This window comes from Streptomyces sp. NPDC054932, from assembly GCF_053610205.1.
Map to the genome: position 1 here is coordinate 37224 of NZ_JBSGXU010000008.1, position 15065 is coordinate 52288.

Sequence of the window (15065 nt, forward strand, 5' to 3'; positions counted from 1 at the left end):
AACGATTCAAAGGACTTAAGGGGTCACACGAAGTGGCAGCGGAAATCTTCAACCCTCGCAGTGACAGCGTCACGGACAACAACCCGGACGCGGTGTTCGCGCTGCACCGGGGCGGCAAGATGGCCATCCAGGCCACAGTGCCGGTCACCAACAAGGATGACCTCTCCCTGGCGTACACGCCCGGCGTGGCGAAGGTGTGCACCGCCATCGCCGAGCAGCCGGAGCTGGTGAACGAGTACACCTGGAAGTCCAACGTGGTCGCCGTCGTCACCGACGGTACGGCCGTGCTCGGACTCGGTGACATCGGTCCCGAGGCCTCCCTCCCCGTCATGGAGGGCAAGGCCATCCTCTTCAAGCAGTTCGGCGGCGTGGACGCGGTCCCGATCGCGCTCGCCACCAAGGACACGGACGAGATCATCGAGACGGTCATCCGCCTCGCTCCGTCCTTCGGCGGGGTGAACCTGGAGGACATCTCCGCCCCCCGCTGCTTCGAGATCGAGCGCCGCCTCCAGGAGGCGCTGGACATCCCGATCTTCCACGACGACCAGCACGGCACGGCCATCGTGACGCTGGCCGCGCTGCGCAACGCGGCGAAGCTGACGGGTCGCACCCTCGGCGACCTGCGCGCCGTGATCTCGGGCGCCGGCGCCGCCGGTATCGCCATCGCGAAGATCCTGGTGGACGCGGGCATCGGCGACGTCTGCGTCACCGACCGCAAGGGCGTCGTGTCCGCGGACCGCTCCGACCTGACGGACGTCAAGGCGGAGATCGCGGGCCTGACGAACAGGACCGGCCGGACCGGCTCCCTGGAGACGGCGCTGAACGGCGCGGACGTCTTCATCGGCGTCTCCGGCGGTACGGTCCCGGAGGAGGCGGTGGCCTCGATGGCGAAGGACGCGTTCGTCTTCGCCATGGCCAACCCGAACCCGGAGGTCCACCCGGACGTCGCGCACAAGTACGCGGCGGTCGTGGCCACGGGCCGCTCGGACTTCCCGAACCAGATCAACAACGTGCTGGCGTTCCCGGGCATCTTCCAGGGCGCCCTGAAGGTCCGCGCCACCCGGATCACCGAGGGCATGAAGATCGCCGCCGCCGACGCCATCGCCGGTGTCGTGGGTGACGAGCTCGCCGCCGACTACGTGATCCCGTCGCCGTTCGACGAGCGCGTGGCCGAGGCCGTCGCCACGGCGGTCGCCGCCGCGGCGAAGGCCGATGGTGTGGCCCGCCTGGTCTGACCGCAGACCTGAGCAGTACGAGAAAAGGCCCGACCGGATCCCTCCGGCCGGGCCTTTCTTCGTACCCGCCCCGGCGGACGGGGGCCACCGGGAGGACCGCGGCCACGGAAGGGCCCGACCGCGCGGGCTGAGACGAAGACCTCAGGCAGGCGGTCCCCGAGGGACTGGAACCCGCCCCTACCGAGCGGTAGCGTCGCCGCATGTTCGCTGCCTACGCCGCCCGAATCGACCGTGACCAGCCGCTGAACGGCCTAGTGCTGGGCGACCGCCCGGCTCCCGAGGCCCGGCCCGGCTGGGTGACCGTGAACGTCAAGGCCGCCTCCCTCAACCACCACGACCTGTGGTCGCTGCGCGGGGTGGGCCTCGGTGAGGAAAGACTCCCGATGATCCTCGGCTGCGACGCCGCCGGGATCGACCAGGACGGCAACGAGGTCGTCCTGCACTCCGTGATCGGCCAGAGCGGCCACGGGGTCGGCCCCGACGAGCCCCGCTCGATCCTGACCGAGCGCTACCAGGGGACCTTCGCCGAGCAGGTGACCGTCCCCGCCTGGAACGTGCTGCGCAAGCCCGCCGAGCTGACCTTCGAGGAGGCCGCCTGCCTTCCGACGGCCTGGCTGACGGCGTACCGGATGCTGTTCACCAACGCCGGGGTCCGCCCCGGGGACTCGGTGCTGGTGCAGGGCGCCGGCGGTGGTGTCGCGACCGCCGCGATCGCCCTCGGCAAGGCGGCCGGCCTGCGGGTCTTCGCCACGAGCCGGGACGAGGCCAAGCGCAAGCGGGCCGTGGAGCTGGGCGCGGTGGAGGCGTACGAGCCGGGCGCGCGGCTGCCGCAGCGGGTGGACGCGGTGATCGAGACGGTGGGCGCCGCCACCTGGTCCCACTCGGTGAAGTCGCTGCGCCCGGGAGGCACCCTGGTGATCTCCGGCGCCACGAGCGGGGACCGTCCGGCGCACGCCGAGCTGACCCGGATCTTCTTCCTGGAGCTGAAGGTGGTCGGCTCGACCATGGGCTCGAAGGACGAGCTGGAGGACCTCCTCGCCTTCTGTGCGACCACCGGGCTGCGGCCGGTCATCGACGAGGTGCTGCCGCTGGACCGGGCCCGCGAGGGGTTCGAGAAGCTCGCGTCGGGCGACCTCTTCGGCAAGATCGTCCTCACCCCCTGACGTCAACTGGGGTTGACGAACCTCCCGCGTCAACCTACATTGACATCCATGACCGAAGCCACTGATCTCGCCGAGCGGGCCGGTGACCGCGACCCACGTGTGGGCCTGCGTGCCGTGGCCGCCCTCCGGAGGCTGCTGGAGCAGCTGGAGGCAGTACAGGTACGCAGCGCCCGCGCGCAGGGGTGGTCCTGGCAGGAGATCGCGGCCGAGCTCGGCGTCAGCCGACAGGCCGTGCACAAGAAGTACGGGAGGCTCTGATGTTCGAACGCTTCACCCGTGACGCCCGGTCGACCGTGACCGGGGCGGTGACCGAGGCCCGGCAGACCGGGGCCGCCACCGTCACCGAGGAACACCTGCTGCTCGCCCTGCTGGCCCTGGGCGCCCTGGACCCCCTCGGGGTGGACCGCGCGGCGGTGGCCGCCGATCTCGCGGCGGCCCGCCGCCGGGGCGGCATGTCCAGGGCGGACGAGGAGGCGCTGGCCGGACTCGGCATCGACCTCACCGAGATCGTCTCCCGCATCGAGGAGACCCACGGCGAGGGCGCCCTGTCCGCCCCGGCGCCCCGCAGACGGACCCTGGGCGCCTCACTCCTCCCGGCTCGCGCCGGCAGCCACCACGTCCCCTTCACCCAGGGCTCCAAGAAGGTCCTGGAGCAGTCACTCCGCATCGCGCTGGGCCGCAAGGACCGCCACATCGGCACGGTCCACCTCCTGCTGGCCCTGCTCTCCCGCCCCGGCACGGTCTCCGAGATCCTGACGGATCACGGCATCACCTACGGCACGGCCGAGACGACCCTGGCGGCCTGACCGCCCCCGGCGGGGCCGGGGGATCCCCGCAGGGCGCCGAACGCCATCCCGCTCCACGCCCCTCGGGCCCCGCCGCCACTTCACCCGCGGGACCGGGCAGCGCCCGCATCTTCAGCCCCGCCGGCGTTCGGGGCGCGGGGTCCGGGGCGGCGCCCCGCACCCCGCGCTGCGGACGGCTACGGCCTCGCCCCGAAGGTCGCCCCCAGCCGGGCGGCGGCGGTCGCGAGGTGGACCCGGGCCCCGGCCAGCTGGGCCGCGGTCACCCCGTGGTCGCGCGCCGCGTCGCGGACCTCGTCGCGGAAGCGGTCCAGCAGCCGGTCCAGGTCACGGGCCGGGTCGCCGGTGGACGTCAGGTCCTCGGCCCAGTCCGCGGCCGCCGCGTCGGCCACCTCCGCGTCGGCAGCCGCCGTACGGGGCTCCGTACCCGCCGCGCCGCCGCCCGCCGCATCGCCACCCGCCTGGGGCGTGGTCTGCGAACCGCCGCCGAGCCAGGCGCCGGCCAGACTGCCCAGGACGCCGCCGGACTTGGCGAACTGCTCCTGCAGCTGGCCCGCGATGCGCTGGACCTCCTCGCGGGCCCGCTCCTGGGCCTCCTTGGCCTGGCGGCGGGCCTGCTGCGCCTCCTCGCGGGCACGGCGGCTCTCGTCCTTCGCCCGGCGCGCCTGTTCCTTCCACTCCTGCCGCGCCTTGCGCAGCTCCTCCTTGGCGGCCTTCCAGGACTCGTCCTCGGTCACCTGCGTCGCCGACGCGGAGGCCGCCGCCCGCATCTCGCGCCGCAGGTCTCCCGCCGCGCCCCGGACCTCGCTGCGGATCTCCGCGGCCAGTTCGGTGACCGATTCGCGGATCTCCAGTTCCAGGTCGGCGAGTTCGCCGCGGCGGTCGGCCAACTCGGCGCGGCCCGCCTCGGTGATGGAGTACACCTTGCGCCCGCCCTCGGTGGCGTGTGTGACCAGGCCCTCGGCCTCCAGCTTGGACAGCCGCGGGTACACGGTGCCCGCGGAGGGCGCGTACAGGCCCTGGAAGCGCTCCTCCAGCAGGCGGATCACCTCGTACCCGTGGCGCGGGGCCTCGTCCAGCAGCTTGAGGAGGTACAGGCGGAGGCGGCCGTGGGCGAAGACGGGCGGCATGTCAGAGCACCTTCTTGTCGAGCGCGAGCGGGGTGGGGGCGTCGGCCTCGGCCTGGGGGCGGCGCAGCAGCGCGATGGCGCCGGAGACCGTGGTGGCCCGCAGGGTGCCTGCGCCGGTCCCGAGGGTTCCGGTGATCCGCTTGGCGCCCAGCTGGGCCGAGGCATGCAGGTCCTCGAAGGCGTTGGAGATGCCGCCGGTGGCGGTGTTGGCCTCCACCCGGGCGTCGGCGGGGTGCGGGAGGCGTATCGCGACCTGGCCGGACACGGACTTCAGGGCGATGTCCACGGGGCGGGCGGCCTCCGGGCCGGGGTCCAGGTCGATGAGCATGTCACCGCTGACCGAATCGGCCCGCACCCGCACGCCCGCGCCGTCGACCACCGTCAGGCCGCCGGAGACCGAGTGGAATCCGAGGTCGCCGGTGACGGACTGGGCCTCGACGCTGCCGGAGACGGTGTTCGCCTTGACCCGGCCGGACAGCCCGACCAGCGTGGCGTCGCCGGACACCCCGATGACGTCCGTGCCTCCGGCGATGCCGGAGACGAAGGCGGTGGCGTCGACGCCGGTCACGTGGACCCGGGTGGCGGCGGGGACGGTGAGGGTGATCGCGGCGCTGCGCTCCCAGGCCTTGCGGCCGGAGGACGAACCGGACCATGCCTTCCAGGGCTTGGACTCGAACCACTCCTTGAGGCGCTGGGCGCCGTTCCAGGGCGCGTCCTCGTAGGAGACGGTCAGCGTGCCGCCGTCCTGCACGACGTACAGCGGCGGTCCGTCGACCTCGGTCACCTCCAGGCGGGCGGGGCCCTCCTCGGCGGCGACCACGTTGACCGTGCCGCTCACGACGCGGACGCGGAGCTCGGTCACCGGCTCCTCGAAGGTGAGCTTCTGCGGTTCGGCGAAGTGCCATGTCGACGTCGACTGCGACGGCCGGGGCGACTGCTCTGCCATGGTGCTGATCCTCCTCGTGCGTTCACGGACCGGGCTCGACGCACGCAACATATCGCGTCTTCTGCTAACACGATATATCGCGGTCGAGGGAAGTCAAGCGCCCTACAGAAATCCCACCGTTTGGGGCGTTTTGGACTATTGTGTGGGCATGTCAATCTCCAGGACCGTGACCGGCGGAATGCTGCTCTGCCGCGCCGAACCCCAAGCCGTACGGGTCCCGGCACACCTGTTGCGCGTACGCCTGCTGCTCGCCCCGGCAGGCGAATGGAGCGTGCTCGTCCCCGAGGACAAGCCCTGGCGGGACGGCCCGGAGGACGTGTCGGAGGTCCTCTCCGGCTGGGGATCGGCGATCGCCGTCGGCGCCAACTGGCCGGTCCTCGGTCTGTGGTGGGAGGACGGCCGGGCCGGCTTCGCCCTGGCCGGAGGTTTCCGGCGCACCGCCGCCTACGCGTGGGACGCGGCCGGGCGGCCGGCCGGCGATCCGGACGCCATGCGGGCCCTGTCGGCGCGGCTGGGCCTCGACCCCGTCCTCGACCTGGAGGAACTGGAACGCCTCACCCGCACCGATACCGACCCCGGCGTCGACGGGGAGGGCCGGCTGCGCGCGCTGGTCGCCCTGCTGACGCGGGCCGGACTGGCCCTGCCGACCGGGCTGACCCCGGGCGAGCCGGCCGACCGGCTGCGGGCGACGGCGCGGGTGGCTCCCGGCGTCGAGACGGTGGAGTGGTCCGGCTGGCGCGACGCGGTACGGACCGAGCTCGACGCGGTGGAGGGGGGCCCGCTGGGCCCGTGGGTCCGCGGCCCGAAGGCCCGGCTGCTGGGCGCGGCCCAAGTGGCGGCCGGAGCCCCCCTGCTGGCCTGGGCGGCACACCGGCGCAGCCCCGGATGGGCGGCGGCGGGGGCCGTTCTGGTGGCCCAGGGAGCCCTGTCGCTGGCCTACGACCGGGCCCGTACGAGGCGTTAGGCGGCACGGCCCGGCCGCGCGGCACCGTTCTTCAGGCGACCTCCAGCAGCGGGCTCGCGTGGTGGTGCAGCCAGGCCCGGTACGGGGGTGTCCGCAGCGCGGCTTCGCGATAGGCCGCGCGCAGGTCCTCGTAGACCTCCGCGTGTGCGCCGGGCCGGGTGGCCAGCAGCAGGCGCACTGCCAGCGGGTCCCCGGCCAGCGGCCGGATCGCCATGTCCTCGCGCGGCCCGGAGGTCGGCTGGCAGGGGGCGACCGCCTCGCCGGAGATGATCAGCGAGGTCGCCGTGTGGTAGTCGGCGTGCAGCACCGGCGGGTCCAGCCCGGCCCCGGCGAAGACCCGGCGCAGGCCGTCCCACTCGCCGTCGACCGAGGGGTCCACCATCCAGCGGTCGGCGGCCAGGTCCTGTAAGGAGACCACCGCCTGCGCGGCGGCCGGATGGTCCCGGGACATCGACACGAACTGCGGTTCCCGCTCCATCAGCACGTGCATCTGCAGCCCGGACGGCACCCGCAGCGGGCTGCCCTCCACCTCGTGCACGAACGCCACGTCCAGCTGCCCGACGGAGACCATCCTGAGCAGCGCGTTGGCGGAGACGTCCACCACCAGCGAGGTCTCGGTGTCCGGCAGCCGCCGGTGGATCCGCCGCAGCCATCCCGGCAGTGCGCTGCTGGCGGTGGAGCCGATGCGCAGCCGGGACCCCTGGGCCAGTTCGCGGGCCTCCGCCACCAGCGCGGCCATCCCGGCGAGCAGCGGACGGGCCCGGCCCAGGACGGTACGACCGAAGGGGGTGGGGCGGCAGCCGGTGCGCTCGCGCAGGAACAGCTCGCCGTCGAGGGCCCGTTCGATGCGGCGCAATTGGGTCGTCAGGGAGGGCTGGCTCACGCCGAGTTGCCGGGCGGCCTTGTGCAGGCTTCCGGCGTCGGCGATGGCGCACAGGGCGCGCAGGTGCCTGACCTCAAGCTCCATGCCCAGAGGGTAGGCCGGGCCCTGCGGACCGCACCAGCCACCGATAGCCCCCCGAATCCCGCCATTCTCACGCTAGTTGGGCTGTCGAAATCTTCCCGATAGGCCCGCGCTATCGGGCAGTGACATCATCCGCCGGGCACTTCCGCTCCCGCAGACTCCGGTACCGAACCACCACCCCCCACCGCACCGGACGAGTAGGAGCTCCCCCACATGCGCCACTCCCGTAAGGTCATGCTGGCCACGACCGCAGGCCTCGGCCTCGCCGCCACCCTTGGTGTCGTCCCCACCGCCACCGCCGCGCCCGCCCCCGTCGGAAACGCCGTGAGCTACGCCGCGTACGAGCGTTCGCCGGAGAACGACGCCGCCAACCGCGCCTTCTTCGAGGCCGTGCAGCGCTCGGTCGCCGAGCAGCGCGCCGCCAACCCGGGCGCCCTGGCCGTGACCGTCACGTACAACACCCGCAGTGCCCCCAGCTTCCGCAGCCAGATAGCCCGCTCCACGCAGATCTGGAACAGCTCGGTGTCCAACGTCAAGCTGCAGGAGGTGTCCTCGGGCGGGAACTTCTCGTACCGCGAGGGCAACGACTCACGCGGCTCGTACGCGAGCACGGACGGACACGGCCGGGGCTACATCTTCCTCGACTACCGGCAGAACCAGCAGTACAACTCCACCCGGGTGACCGCGCACGAGACCGGCCACGTGCTGGGTCTGCCGGACCACTACTCGGGCCCGTGCAGCGAGCTGATGTCGGGCGGCGGCCCGGGCACCTCGTGCCAGAACGCCAACCCGAACTCCGCCGAGCGGGCGCGGGTCAACCAGCTCTGGGCCAACGGCTTCGCGTCCGGCCTGGGCGCGAAGGAACTCGCCGTCAAGGGCTGAGTCACCGCTCCTCGGGATCCGCGTAATCGGTGCAGTCGGGGTTGTGACACGGACCCCGGCCCCACACCGGAATGAAGACCCCGAGGGACTTGCGCCGCCTGACGACCGTGTCGACGCGGCGCCCGCACGCCGGGCACGCCTGCTGTTCGTGCCCGGCCTGCGGGGCCACCGTCTCGTGCGCGTGGTGCTGCTGTTCACCGGCCATACCTCCACGGTAGGCCGGTTTCCGTGCGTTCGGCGGGTCAGCGCCTGCGGGCGTACGTGCTGACGATCTGGCCGCCGCCGAAGGTCTTGACCTCCGTGAGCTCCAGCGCGCGCACCTCGAAGCCGGCGCGCGACATCGGCATGCCGGTGCCCGCGAAGACCGGGTAGGTCTTGACGATGATCTCGTCGATCTCGTCGATCAGCTGGGTGGCGAGGTCCGCGCCGCCGCAGAGCCAGATGCCGAGGCCGTCGCGGGCCTTGAGCTCGCGGACCCGGGCCGCGAGGTCACCGTTGATCAGCTGGACCTGCGGGTCCGGCGGGGTGGTGAGGGAGCGCGAGACGACGTACTGCTCGGGCAGGTGGCCGTATGGGCTGGTCATGCCCTGCTTGAGGCCCGGCTCGTAAGTGTTGCGCCCCATGATCACCGCGTCGAAGCGCTTGGGCGCTGCGTCGGCGATGCCGAGGTGGGTGCGGCCCTGGGCGGAGACGGTCTCGGGGTATTCGGCCGCGAGGAACCCGACGAACTCGGGGTCGAGGTGGCTGTAGAAGAAGTCGCCGTCGCCGTCCGGGGCACCGATGAACCCGTCGACCGAGGTGGCGATGAAGTACGTGAGCCTGCGCAAGCGATTCTCTTTCGCTGGACGGTGCCACCGCTCCGGGGCACGTCGCATAAAGTACTTCGCCTGCAGTGGTTACGCAAGCCCCACCGCCGTCCGCCCTGCCGTCCCCCGTCGGCCCCGTCGACCCGTCGGCCCTGTCAGTCCTGCGGCTTGCGCCACATCGGCCACATCAACGGCCCCTCGGGGAGCCGCACCGCCTCCCCCGTGAACTCCCAGCCGAGCCGCTCGTACAGCCCCTTGCTGCGCTCGCTGCTGGCCTCCAGGTACGCCGGCACGCCCTCGCGGTCGCACCGCTCCAGCACCGGCCGGATCAGCTCGCTGCCCAGCCCCTGCCCCTGGCGGCCCGGGGCGACCGCGATCATCAGCAGGTACTCGTGCTCCTCCGCCGTCGGATGCACGGCGCCCGTGAGGCGGCCGACCAGCTCGCACCGCTCGTTGTCCGGGTCCGCCACGGCCCGCATCCTGGCCGGAACCTCGTCCTCGCCCTCCGGAACGCCCGCCGGGATCCGCAGCCAGAGCGCGGCCGCCGAGCCGTCCGCGGCGTAGTCGATCCGCCCCTCCTCCAGCGCCACGTCCACGAAGACGCCCAGGAACTTCCCGTGCACCGCGGCCCGGTGCTCCGGGTCCGGGAAGACCCAGCTGCTCACCGGGTCGGTGCGGAAGGCATCGTCGAGGAGCCGCGCCACCGCGTCCCGGTCCGACTGATCCGCCTGACGTATCTCCAGTGCCACTGGCCACACCCTTCACTCACGCGTCAACAACCGTGAGCGATCCTAGAGTTGGCACCGGAATGCGGTAAGGCCCGTTCCGGCACCGAGTGGTACCGGAACGGGCCCCGGGCTCATTTCGTACGGCGCGTCACGAACTCCGCGAGCGCCAGCAGCCCGCCCGCCGCCCCGAGGTCCGGAACGGCCCGGGACAGCTGCTGGACCGCCCGCCCCATCCGGTCCGCGGCCTCCGCCTGGGCCCAGTCGCGCCCGCCGGCCCGGTCCACCGCGTCGGCCGCCCTGCGCACGTCGTCCCCGGTCATGGGGCCCGCGTACAGCGCGGCCAGCTCCTTGCCGGCGGCGGTGCCCGAGGTGAGGGCGGCCACGACCGGGAGGGACTTCTTGCGGGCGATCAGGTCGGCCCCGGCGGGCTTGCCGGTGTGCCCCGGGTCCCCCCAGATGCCGATCAGGTCGTCGATCAGCTGGAAGGCCAGCCCTGCCTCCCGGCCGAAGGCGTCCATGGCGTCGACCTCGTCCGCCCCGGCCCCGGCGTACAGGGCGCCGAGCGCGCACGAGCAGCCCAGCAGCGCCCCGGTCTTGGCCGTGGCCATGGCCAGGCACTCGTCGAGCGAGACGTCCGGGCGCTGCTCGAAGGCGCAGTCCGCCTGCTGTCCCGCGCACAGCTCGATGATGCAGGCCGCGAGCCGGGCCGAGGCCGCCGCGGCGGCCGGGTGCGGGTCCTCCGCGAGCAGCCTCAGCGCGAGCGCCATCATCGCGTCGCCCGTGATGATCGCGTCCGGCGTCCCGAAGACGGTCCAGGCCGTGGCCCGGCCGCGACGCCGGACGTCCTTGTCGATGATGTCGTCGTGCAGCAGCGTGAAGTTGTGGGCCAGCTCCACGGCGGCGGCCGCCCGTACCGCCGCGTCGGCCGGGCCGGCCCCCGGACCCCGCAGGGCCTGGGCCGCGGCCAGTACCAGGGCCGGCCGGATGGCCTTGCCGGCCCCGCCGGCGGCGGGGCTGCCGTCCTCGTGCTCCCAGCCGAAGTGGTACATCGCCACGCGCCGCATCGAACCCGGCAGGCTCTCGACCGTGCGGCGCAGCTGCGGGTCAACCGTTTCTCTCGTCCGTTCCAGCAGGGCCGCGGCGTCCTGGCCCTCCCCGGTCGCGATGGCGTTCACGGCGGTCAGCGCCAGCGGCCGATCTCGACGTTCTCCAGCACGCCGAGCGCGTCCGGCACCAGTACGGCGGCCGAGAAGTAGGCGGTGACCAGGTACGAGATGATCGCCTGCTCGCTGATGCCCATGAAGCGCACCGACAGGCTCGGCTCGATCTCGTCCGGGATGCCCGGCTGGTGCAGGCCGATCACGCCCTGCTCGTCCTCGCCGGTGCGCATGCACAGGATGGACGTGGTGCGGGCGTCACTGATCGGGATCTTGTTGCACGGGAAGATCGGCACTCCGCGCCAGGCCGGCACCCGGTTGCCGCCGATGTCGACCGACTCCGGGTGGATGCCGCGCTTGTTGCACTCGCGGCCGAAGGCGGCGATCGCCTTGGGGTGCGCCAGGAACAGCTTGGAGCCGCGCCGCATGCTGAGCAGCTGGTCCATGTCGTCGGGGCTGGGCGCGCCGTCGTGCGGCTGGATGCGCTGGTCGTAGTCGGCGTTGTGGAGCAGGCCGAAGTCGCGGTTGTTGAGCATCTCGTGCTCCTGGCGCTCGCGCAGCGCCTCGACCGTGAGCCGCAACTGCTGCTCGGTCTGGTTCATCGGGTGGTTGTAGAGGTCGGCGACGCGGCTGTGCACGCGCAGGACCGTTTGTGCAATGGAGAGCTCGTACTCGCGCGGCCGGGCCTCGTAGTCCACGAAGGTGCCGGGGAGGACGGCCTCGCCCCGGTGGCCGGCGGAGAGCTCGATCGCGGCCTCGCCGTACTTGTTGGTCTCCCGGCCGGGCCGGGTCCGTACGTCCTCCACGTGCTCGCGCAGTGACTCGACCCGGTCGGCGAGGAGCTGGAAGTCCTGCCGGGACAGGGCGAGCGCGGTGCCGGAGGTGGCGGCGCGGGCGGTGTACTCCCAAATCGATTCTTCATCGACGAGGCAGTCGTCGCCGAAGTACGCGCCGTCGGCGACGGTCCGCAGGACGGCGTCCTGCCCGTAGGGGCCGGGGCCGATCTGGTCGATGCGGCCGTGGGCGAGCAGGAAGACCTGGTCGGCGGGGCTGCCGAAGGAGGTCAGCTCCTGGCCGGCCTCGAAGTCGATCTGCCGGCACCGCTGGGCGAGTTCGCCGAGGACGTCGAGGTCCTCGTAGTCGCGCAGCAGCGGGAGCTCGCCGAGCTCGGCCGGGATCACCTGGACCTGGGTGCCGGTCTTGATGAACTCCACGACGCCGTTGCCGACCGAGTAGCTCAGCCTGCGGTTGACGCGGTACGTGCCGCCCTGCACCGACACCCACGGCAGCATCTTCAGGAGCCACCGCGAGGTGATCTCCTGCATCTGCGGCGCGGACTTGGTCGTGGTTGCCAAGTTCCGTGCGGCCGCCGTCCCAAGACTGCGCTGCGGTGTCTGGGCCTCGGACTCGGAACCCGCCTGGACCGACATGTCTTTCCCTTTCGATCACTCCATGGATCTGCGAGTGCAGCCTTTCAGCACGGAACGTGGTGGGACCATTACACAAACGGGTGGGACTACCCCGTCCGGGCGCGGGGCACCCTTTGGGGTCACCACCGCCCCATGAGCCCCTTCAGTCCCACGCTTCCCATCGTTTTCGGCCAAGCAGGGGATCCGCGAACACCTAACTTGCATATGAGATACAAATTTCTCTACGGTGGCCCCATGCGGCTGACCCGATTCACCGACCTGGCGCTGCGCGTCCTGATGCGCCTGGCCATCGAGGAAACGGACCTCCCGACCACCCGTGACGTGGCGGCGACCATGGAGGTCCCCTACACGCACACGGCCAAAGTGGTCGCCAGGCTGCAGCACCTCGGCCTGGTCGAGGCGCGGCGCGGCCGTGGCGGCGGGCTCGCCCTGACCGCCGCCGGGCGCGCCGCACGGGTCGGCGCGGTGGTGCGCGAACTGGAGGGCGAGGGTGACGTCGTGGACTGCGAAGGCACCACCCCCTGCCCGCTGCGCGGCGCCTGCGTCCTGCGCGGCGCCCTGCGCCGGGCCCAGGATGCCTTCTACGCCGCACTGGACCCGCTGACGGTGAACGACCTGGTGGCGTCCCCGACCGGGCCGCTCCTGCTGGGCATTTCCAGCCGGGCGCCGACCGGGGCCGCAGGCCCCTGACCCATCCGGGCCGGATGGCCGATTACCACCCCCGCCCCGACCCGCCGGAATCATTTCCGGCGGGAGTTCGAACGGAAGTCCGCACCCCACCGGTCTTTCGCGATCAAAAATACGCATCTTAGATGCAAGTTCAAAGAGTCACGCCCAACACGCAAGGAGTCCCGCATGCTGTCCGAGAAGTCCAGCGCGACCGTACGAGCCACCCTGCCCGCCGTCGGGGCGGCGATCGGCGACATCGCCGAGCTCTTCTACACCAAGCTCTTCGCGGCCCACCCGGCACTGATCCGCGACCTCTTCAACCGGGGCAACCAGAACGCCGGCCTCCAGAAGCAGGCCCTCGCCGGCTCCATCGCCGCCTTCGCGACCCACCTCCTCGCCCACCCGGACACCCGCCCCGACGTGATGCTGAGCCGCATCGCCCACAAGCACGCCAGCCTCGGCGTCACCCGCGAGCAGTACGCGGTCGTCCACCGGCACCTCTTCGAGGCCATCGCCGAGGTCCTCGGCGAGGCCGTCACCCCCGAGGTGGCCCGGGCCTGGGACGAGGTCTACTGGCTGATGGCGAACGCCCTGATCGCCCTGGAGGAGCGCCTCTACGCCGAGCAGCGGGTCGTCGCCGGCGACGTGTGGCGCGAGTGGACCGTCACCGGCCGGACGGAGGAGACGGCGGACTGCGCCACCTTCCGGATCGCCCCCGCGGACGGCGCCCCCGCGCCCGCGCACCGGCCCGGCCAGTACGTCTCCGTCCAGGTCGAGCTCCCGGACGGCGCCCGCCAGATCCGCCAGTACAGCCTCATCACCTCACCCGGCTCCGCGGTCCGCGCGATCACCGTCAAGCGGATCCACGGCCCGGCCGCCGCGGGCCCCGACGGCGAGGTCTCCCACCACCTGCACACCCGGGTCCGCACCGGCGACACCCTGCGGGTCTCGGCCCCGTACGGCGACCTGGTCCTGGCGGACTCCGCCGCCCCCGTCCTGCTCGCCTCGGCCGGCATCGGCTGCACCCCGATGCTCTCGATGCTGGAGCACCTGGCCGACACCGGACACGCCGCCCCGGTGACCGTGCTGCACGCCGACCGCTCCCCCGCCGACCACGCGCTGAGGAGCGACCACCGGGCCCTGACGCACAAGCTCGCCGACGCCTCGGCGCGGTTCTGGTACGAGGAGGCGGCCGAACCGGGCGACGGCGAGGGCCTCATGGACCTCTCGGCGGTCCCCGTCGCCCCGGGCACCAGGGCCTACCTGTGCGGACCGCTCCCCTTCATGCGGGCCGTGCGCGAACAGCTGATCGCCAAGGGCCTGCCGGCCGCCGACATCCACTACGAGGTCTTCGGCCCGGACCTGTGGCTCGCATCGGTCTGATCCCTGGCCGGATCCGCTCGCTCGCCGTACGAATGCACTAGCCGCGGAAGGGCCGCCTCCACTACACCGGAGGGTGAGCAGTCGGGCACAGAGGGTGCCCGTCGCGCACCGCAACGAAGGAGGCGGCCATGGCCGCACCCATGTCCGCGGACCGTTTCGTCAACGCACTGCGCAACGAGGGTCTGACCGTCGTCGAGGTCGGCGCCTGGCGCACCCACAACCGCAACCACAAGGGCCCCTGGGGGCCCGTGCACGGGGTGATGATCCACCACACCGTCACGCGCGGCACCCCGTACACCGTCGAGCTCTGCCGCGAGGGCCACAGCGCCCTGCCCGGCCCCCTCTGCCACGGCGTGATCGCCAAGGACGGTCGCGTCCACCTCGTCGGCTACGGCCGTGCCAACCACGCGGGCGCCGGCGACTCCGACGTCCTCGCGGCGGTGATCGCGGAGAAGCGGCTCCCGCCGGACAACGAGACGGACACCGACGGCAACCGCCACTTCTACGGCTTCGAGTGCGAGAACCTCGGCGACGGCCAGGACCCCTGGCCGGCGGTCCAGCTGGACGCCATCGCCCGCGCCTCGGCGGCCGTCTGCCGGATCCACCGCTGGACGGCCCGCTCGGTGATCGGCCACCGCGAGTGGCAGCCGGGCAAGCCCGACCCCAGGGGCTTCACGATGGACTCCATGCGCAACCGCATCGCCGAGCGCCTGAAGTAGCCGGCCCGGACCGTCGGGCCCCGCGCCCCCCCCGGGGGCGCCACCGCGCACCCCGGCCACGAGCGCGCCGCCCATGGCCCCCCGCG

17 protein-coding genes are annotated in these 15065 nt (G+C 72.5%); 9 read left to right on the forward strand and 8 right to left on the reverse strand.

Features of this window, described 5'->3' with window-relative positions:
* Positions 1 to 32: 32 nt before the first annotated feature.
* The 4 genes from ACWGE1_RS03850 to ACWGE1_RS03865 all read left to right on the forward strand — a co-directional run bounded on the left by ACWGE1_RS03850 (position 33) and on the right by ACWGE1_RS03865 (position 3204).
* Positions 33 to 1235 carry an NAD(P)-dependent malic enzyme gene (locus ACWGE1_RS03850; protein ID WP_453418956.1) on the forward strand — a complete coding sequence of 401 codons (1203 nt, stop codon included), beginning with the start codon at positions 33 to 35 and terminating at the stop codon, positions 1233 to 1235.
* 200 nt (positions 1236 to 1435) lie between these two features.
* Positions 1436 to 2398, forward strand: a complete 963-nt coding sequence (locus tag ACWGE1_RS03855; protein ID WP_453418957.1) for a zinc-binding dehydrogenase — start codon at positions 1436 to 1438, stop codon at positions 2396 to 2398.
* A gap of 48 nt (positions 2399 to 2446) precedes the next feature.
* Complete coding sequence (locus ACWGE1_RS03860; protein WP_030013034.1) at positions 2447 to 2656, forward strand: helix-turn-helix domain-containing protein; 210 nt, start codon at positions 2447 to 2449, stop codon at positions 2654 to 2656.
* Positions 2656 to 3204, forward strand: a complete 549-nt coding sequence (locus ACWGE1_RS03865) for a Clp protease N-terminal domain-containing protein (RefSeq protein WP_453418958.1) — start codon at positions 2656 to 2658, stop codon at positions 3202 to 3204. Before ACWGE1_RS03860 ends, ACWGE1_RS03865 begins: the two co-directional genes overlap by 1 nt.
* 176 nt (positions 3205 to 3380) lie before the next feature.
* On the opposite strand, the gene ACWGE1_RS03870 is transcribed toward ACWGE1_RS03865, so the two are convergent.
* Both ACWGE1_RS03870 and ACWGE1_RS03875 read right to left on the reverse strand, forming a co-directional pair.
* Entirely contained in the window at positions 3381 to 4331 is a 951-nt protein-coding gene (locus ACWGE1_RS03870) for a helix-turn-helix transcriptional regulator (protein ID WP_453418959.1), read from the reverse strand.
* A 1-nt stretch (position 4332) separates the two neighbouring features.
* The gene (locus ACWGE1_RS03875; RefSeq protein WP_453418960.1) at positions 4333 to 5277 is read right to left on the reverse strand and encodes a DUF4097 family beta strand repeat-containing protein; all 945 of its coding nucleotides are present in this window, start codon (positions 5275 to 5277) and stop codon (positions 4333 to 4335) included.
* 154 nt (positions 5278 to 5431) lie between these two features.
* On the opposite strand from ACWGE1_RS03875, the gene ACWGE1_RS03880 reads away from it, so the two are divergent.
* Positions 5432 to 6241, forward strand: coding sequence for a hypothetical protein (locus ACWGE1_RS03880; protein WP_453419004.1), 810 nt, complete (start codon positions 5432 to 5434; stop codon positions 6239 to 6241).
* 31 nt (positions 6242 to 6272) lie between these two features.
* On the opposite strand, the gene ACWGE1_RS03885 is transcribed toward ACWGE1_RS03880, so the two are convergent.
* The gene (locus ACWGE1_RS03885) at positions 6273 to 7208 is read right to left on the reverse strand and encodes a LysR family transcriptional regulator (RefSeq protein ID WP_453418961.1); all 936 of its coding nucleotides are present in this window, start codon (positions 7206 to 7208) and stop codon (positions 6273 to 6275) included.
* 210 nt (positions 7209 to 7418) lie between these two features.
* On the opposite strand from ACWGE1_RS03885, the gene snpA reads away from it, so the two are divergent.
* A complete protein-coding gene (snpA, locus tag ACWGE1_RS03890; protein WP_453418962.1) occupies positions 7419 to 8087 on the forward strand; it encodes a snapalysin in 669 nt (222 codons plus the stop codon).
* Position 8088: 1 nt separating this feature from the next.
* On the opposite strand, the gene ACWGE1_RS03895 is transcribed toward snpA, so the two are convergent.
* From ACWGE1_RS03895 to ACWGE1_RS03915, 5 genes are all read right to left on the reverse strand, one after another.
* Positions 8089 to 8292 (reverse strand): hypothetical protein, encoded by a 204-nt coding sequence (locus ACWGE1_RS03895; RefSeq protein ID WP_453418963.1) that lies wholly within the window; start codon positions 8290 to 8292, stop codon positions 8089 to 8091.
* 37 nt (positions 8293 to 8329) lie between these two features.
* A complete protein-coding gene (locus ACWGE1_RS03900; protein WP_453418964.1) occupies positions 8330 to 8914 on the reverse strand; it encodes a dihydrofolate reductase family protein in 585 nt (194 codons plus the stop codon).
* A gap of 134 nt (positions 8915 to 9048) precedes the next feature.
* Entirely contained in the window at positions 9049 to 9636 is a 588-nt protein-coding gene (locus ACWGE1_RS03905) for a GNAT family N-acetyltransferase (protein WP_453419005.1), read from the reverse strand.
* A 116-nt stretch (positions 9637 to 9752) separates the two neighbouring features.
* Positions 9753 to 10805, reverse strand: coding sequence for a family 2 encapsulin nanocompartment cargo protein polyprenyl transferase (locus ACWGE1_RS03910; RefSeq protein WP_453419006.1), 1053 nt, complete (start codon positions 10803 to 10805; stop codon positions 9753 to 9755).
* Positions 10802 to 12208: a family 2B encapsulin nanocompartment shell protein gene (locus tag ACWGE1_RS03915; protein WP_453418965.1), complete on the reverse strand. Its 1407-nt coding sequence runs from the start codon at positions 12206 to 12208 to the stop codon at positions 10802 to 10804. Before ACWGE1_RS03915 ends, ACWGE1_RS03910 begins: the two co-directional genes overlap by 4 nt.
* Positions 12209 to 12442: 234 nt before the next feature.
* On the opposite strand from ACWGE1_RS03915, the gene ACWGE1_RS03920 reads away from it, so the two are divergent.
* From ACWGE1_RS03920 to ACWGE1_RS03930, 3 genes are all read left to right on the forward strand, one after another.
* The gene (locus tag ACWGE1_RS03920; protein WP_453418966.1) at positions 12443 to 12898 is read left to right on the forward strand and encodes an RrF2 family transcriptional regulator; all 456 of its coding nucleotides are present in this window, start codon (positions 12443 to 12445) and stop codon (positions 12896 to 12898) included.
* Positions 12899 to 13063: 165 nt separating this feature from the next.
* Positions 13064 to 14260 carry a globin domain-containing protein gene (locus tag ACWGE1_RS03925; RefSeq protein WP_453418967.1) on the forward strand — a complete coding sequence of 399 codons (1197 nt, stop codon included), beginning with the start codon at positions 13064 to 13066 and terminating at the stop codon, positions 14258 to 14260.
* A 128-nt stretch (positions 14261 to 14388) separates the two neighbouring features.
* Positions 14389 to 14979 carry an N-acetylmuramoyl-L-alanine amidase gene (locus ACWGE1_RS03930; protein WP_453418968.1) on the forward strand — a complete coding sequence of 197 codons (591 nt, stop codon included), beginning with the start codon at positions 14389 to 14391 and terminating at the stop codon, positions 14977 to 14979.
* Positions 14980 to 15065: the final 86 nt, after the last annotated feature.

Bases quoted from the DNA above. Each gene is read 5' to 3' on its own strand.
- ACWGE1_RS03860 (WP_030013034.1), top strand. From the start codon at position 2,447: ATGACCGAAGCCACTGATCTCGCCGAGCGGGCCGGTGACCGCGACCCA.
- ACWGE1_RS03885 (WP_453418961.1), bottom strand. From the start codon at position 7,208: ATGGAGCTTGAGGTCAGGCACCTGCGCGCCCTGTGCGCCATCGCCGAC.
- ACWGE1_RS03920 (WP_453418966.1), top strand. From the start codon at position 12,443: ATGCGGCTGACCCGATTCACCGACCTGGCGCTGCGCGTCCTGATGCGC.
- ACWGE1_RS03915 (WP_453418965.1), bottom strand. From the start codon at position 12,208: ATGTCGGTCCAGGCGGGTTCCGAGTCCGAGGCCCAGACACCGCAGCGC.
- ACWGE1_RS03875 (WP_453418960.1), bottom strand. From the start codon at position 5,277: ATGGCAGAGCAGTCGCCCCGGCCGTCGCAGTCGACGTCGACATGGCAC.
- ACWGE1_RS03895 (WP_453418963.1), bottom strand. From the start codon at position 8,292: ATGGCCGGTGAACAGCAGCACCACGCGCACGAGACGGTGGCCCCGCAG.
- ACWGE1_RS03865 (WP_453418958.1), top strand. From the start codon at position 2,656: ATGTTCGAACGCTTCACCCGTGACGCCCGGTCGACCGTGACCGGGGCG.
- ACWGE1_RS03930 (WP_453418968.1), top strand. From the start codon at position 14,389: ATGGCCGCACCCATGTCCGCGGACCGTTTCGTCAACGCACTGCGCAAC.
- ACWGE1_RS03870 (WP_453418959.1), bottom strand. From the start codon at position 4,331: ATGCCGCCCGTCTTCGCCCACGGCCGCCTCCGCCTGTACCTCCTCAAG.
- snpA (WP_453418962.1), top strand. From the start codon at position 7,419: ATGCGCCACTCCCGTAAGGTCATGCTGGCCACGACCGCAGGCCTCGGC.
- ACWGE1_RS03925 (WP_453418967.1), top strand. From the start codon at position 13,064: ATGCTGTCCGAGAAGTCCAGCGCGACCGTACGAGCCACCCTGCCCGCC.
- ACWGE1_RS03855 (WP_453418957.1), top strand. From the start codon at position 1,436: ATGTTCGCTGCCTACGCCGCCCGAATCGACCGTGACCAGCCGCTGAAC.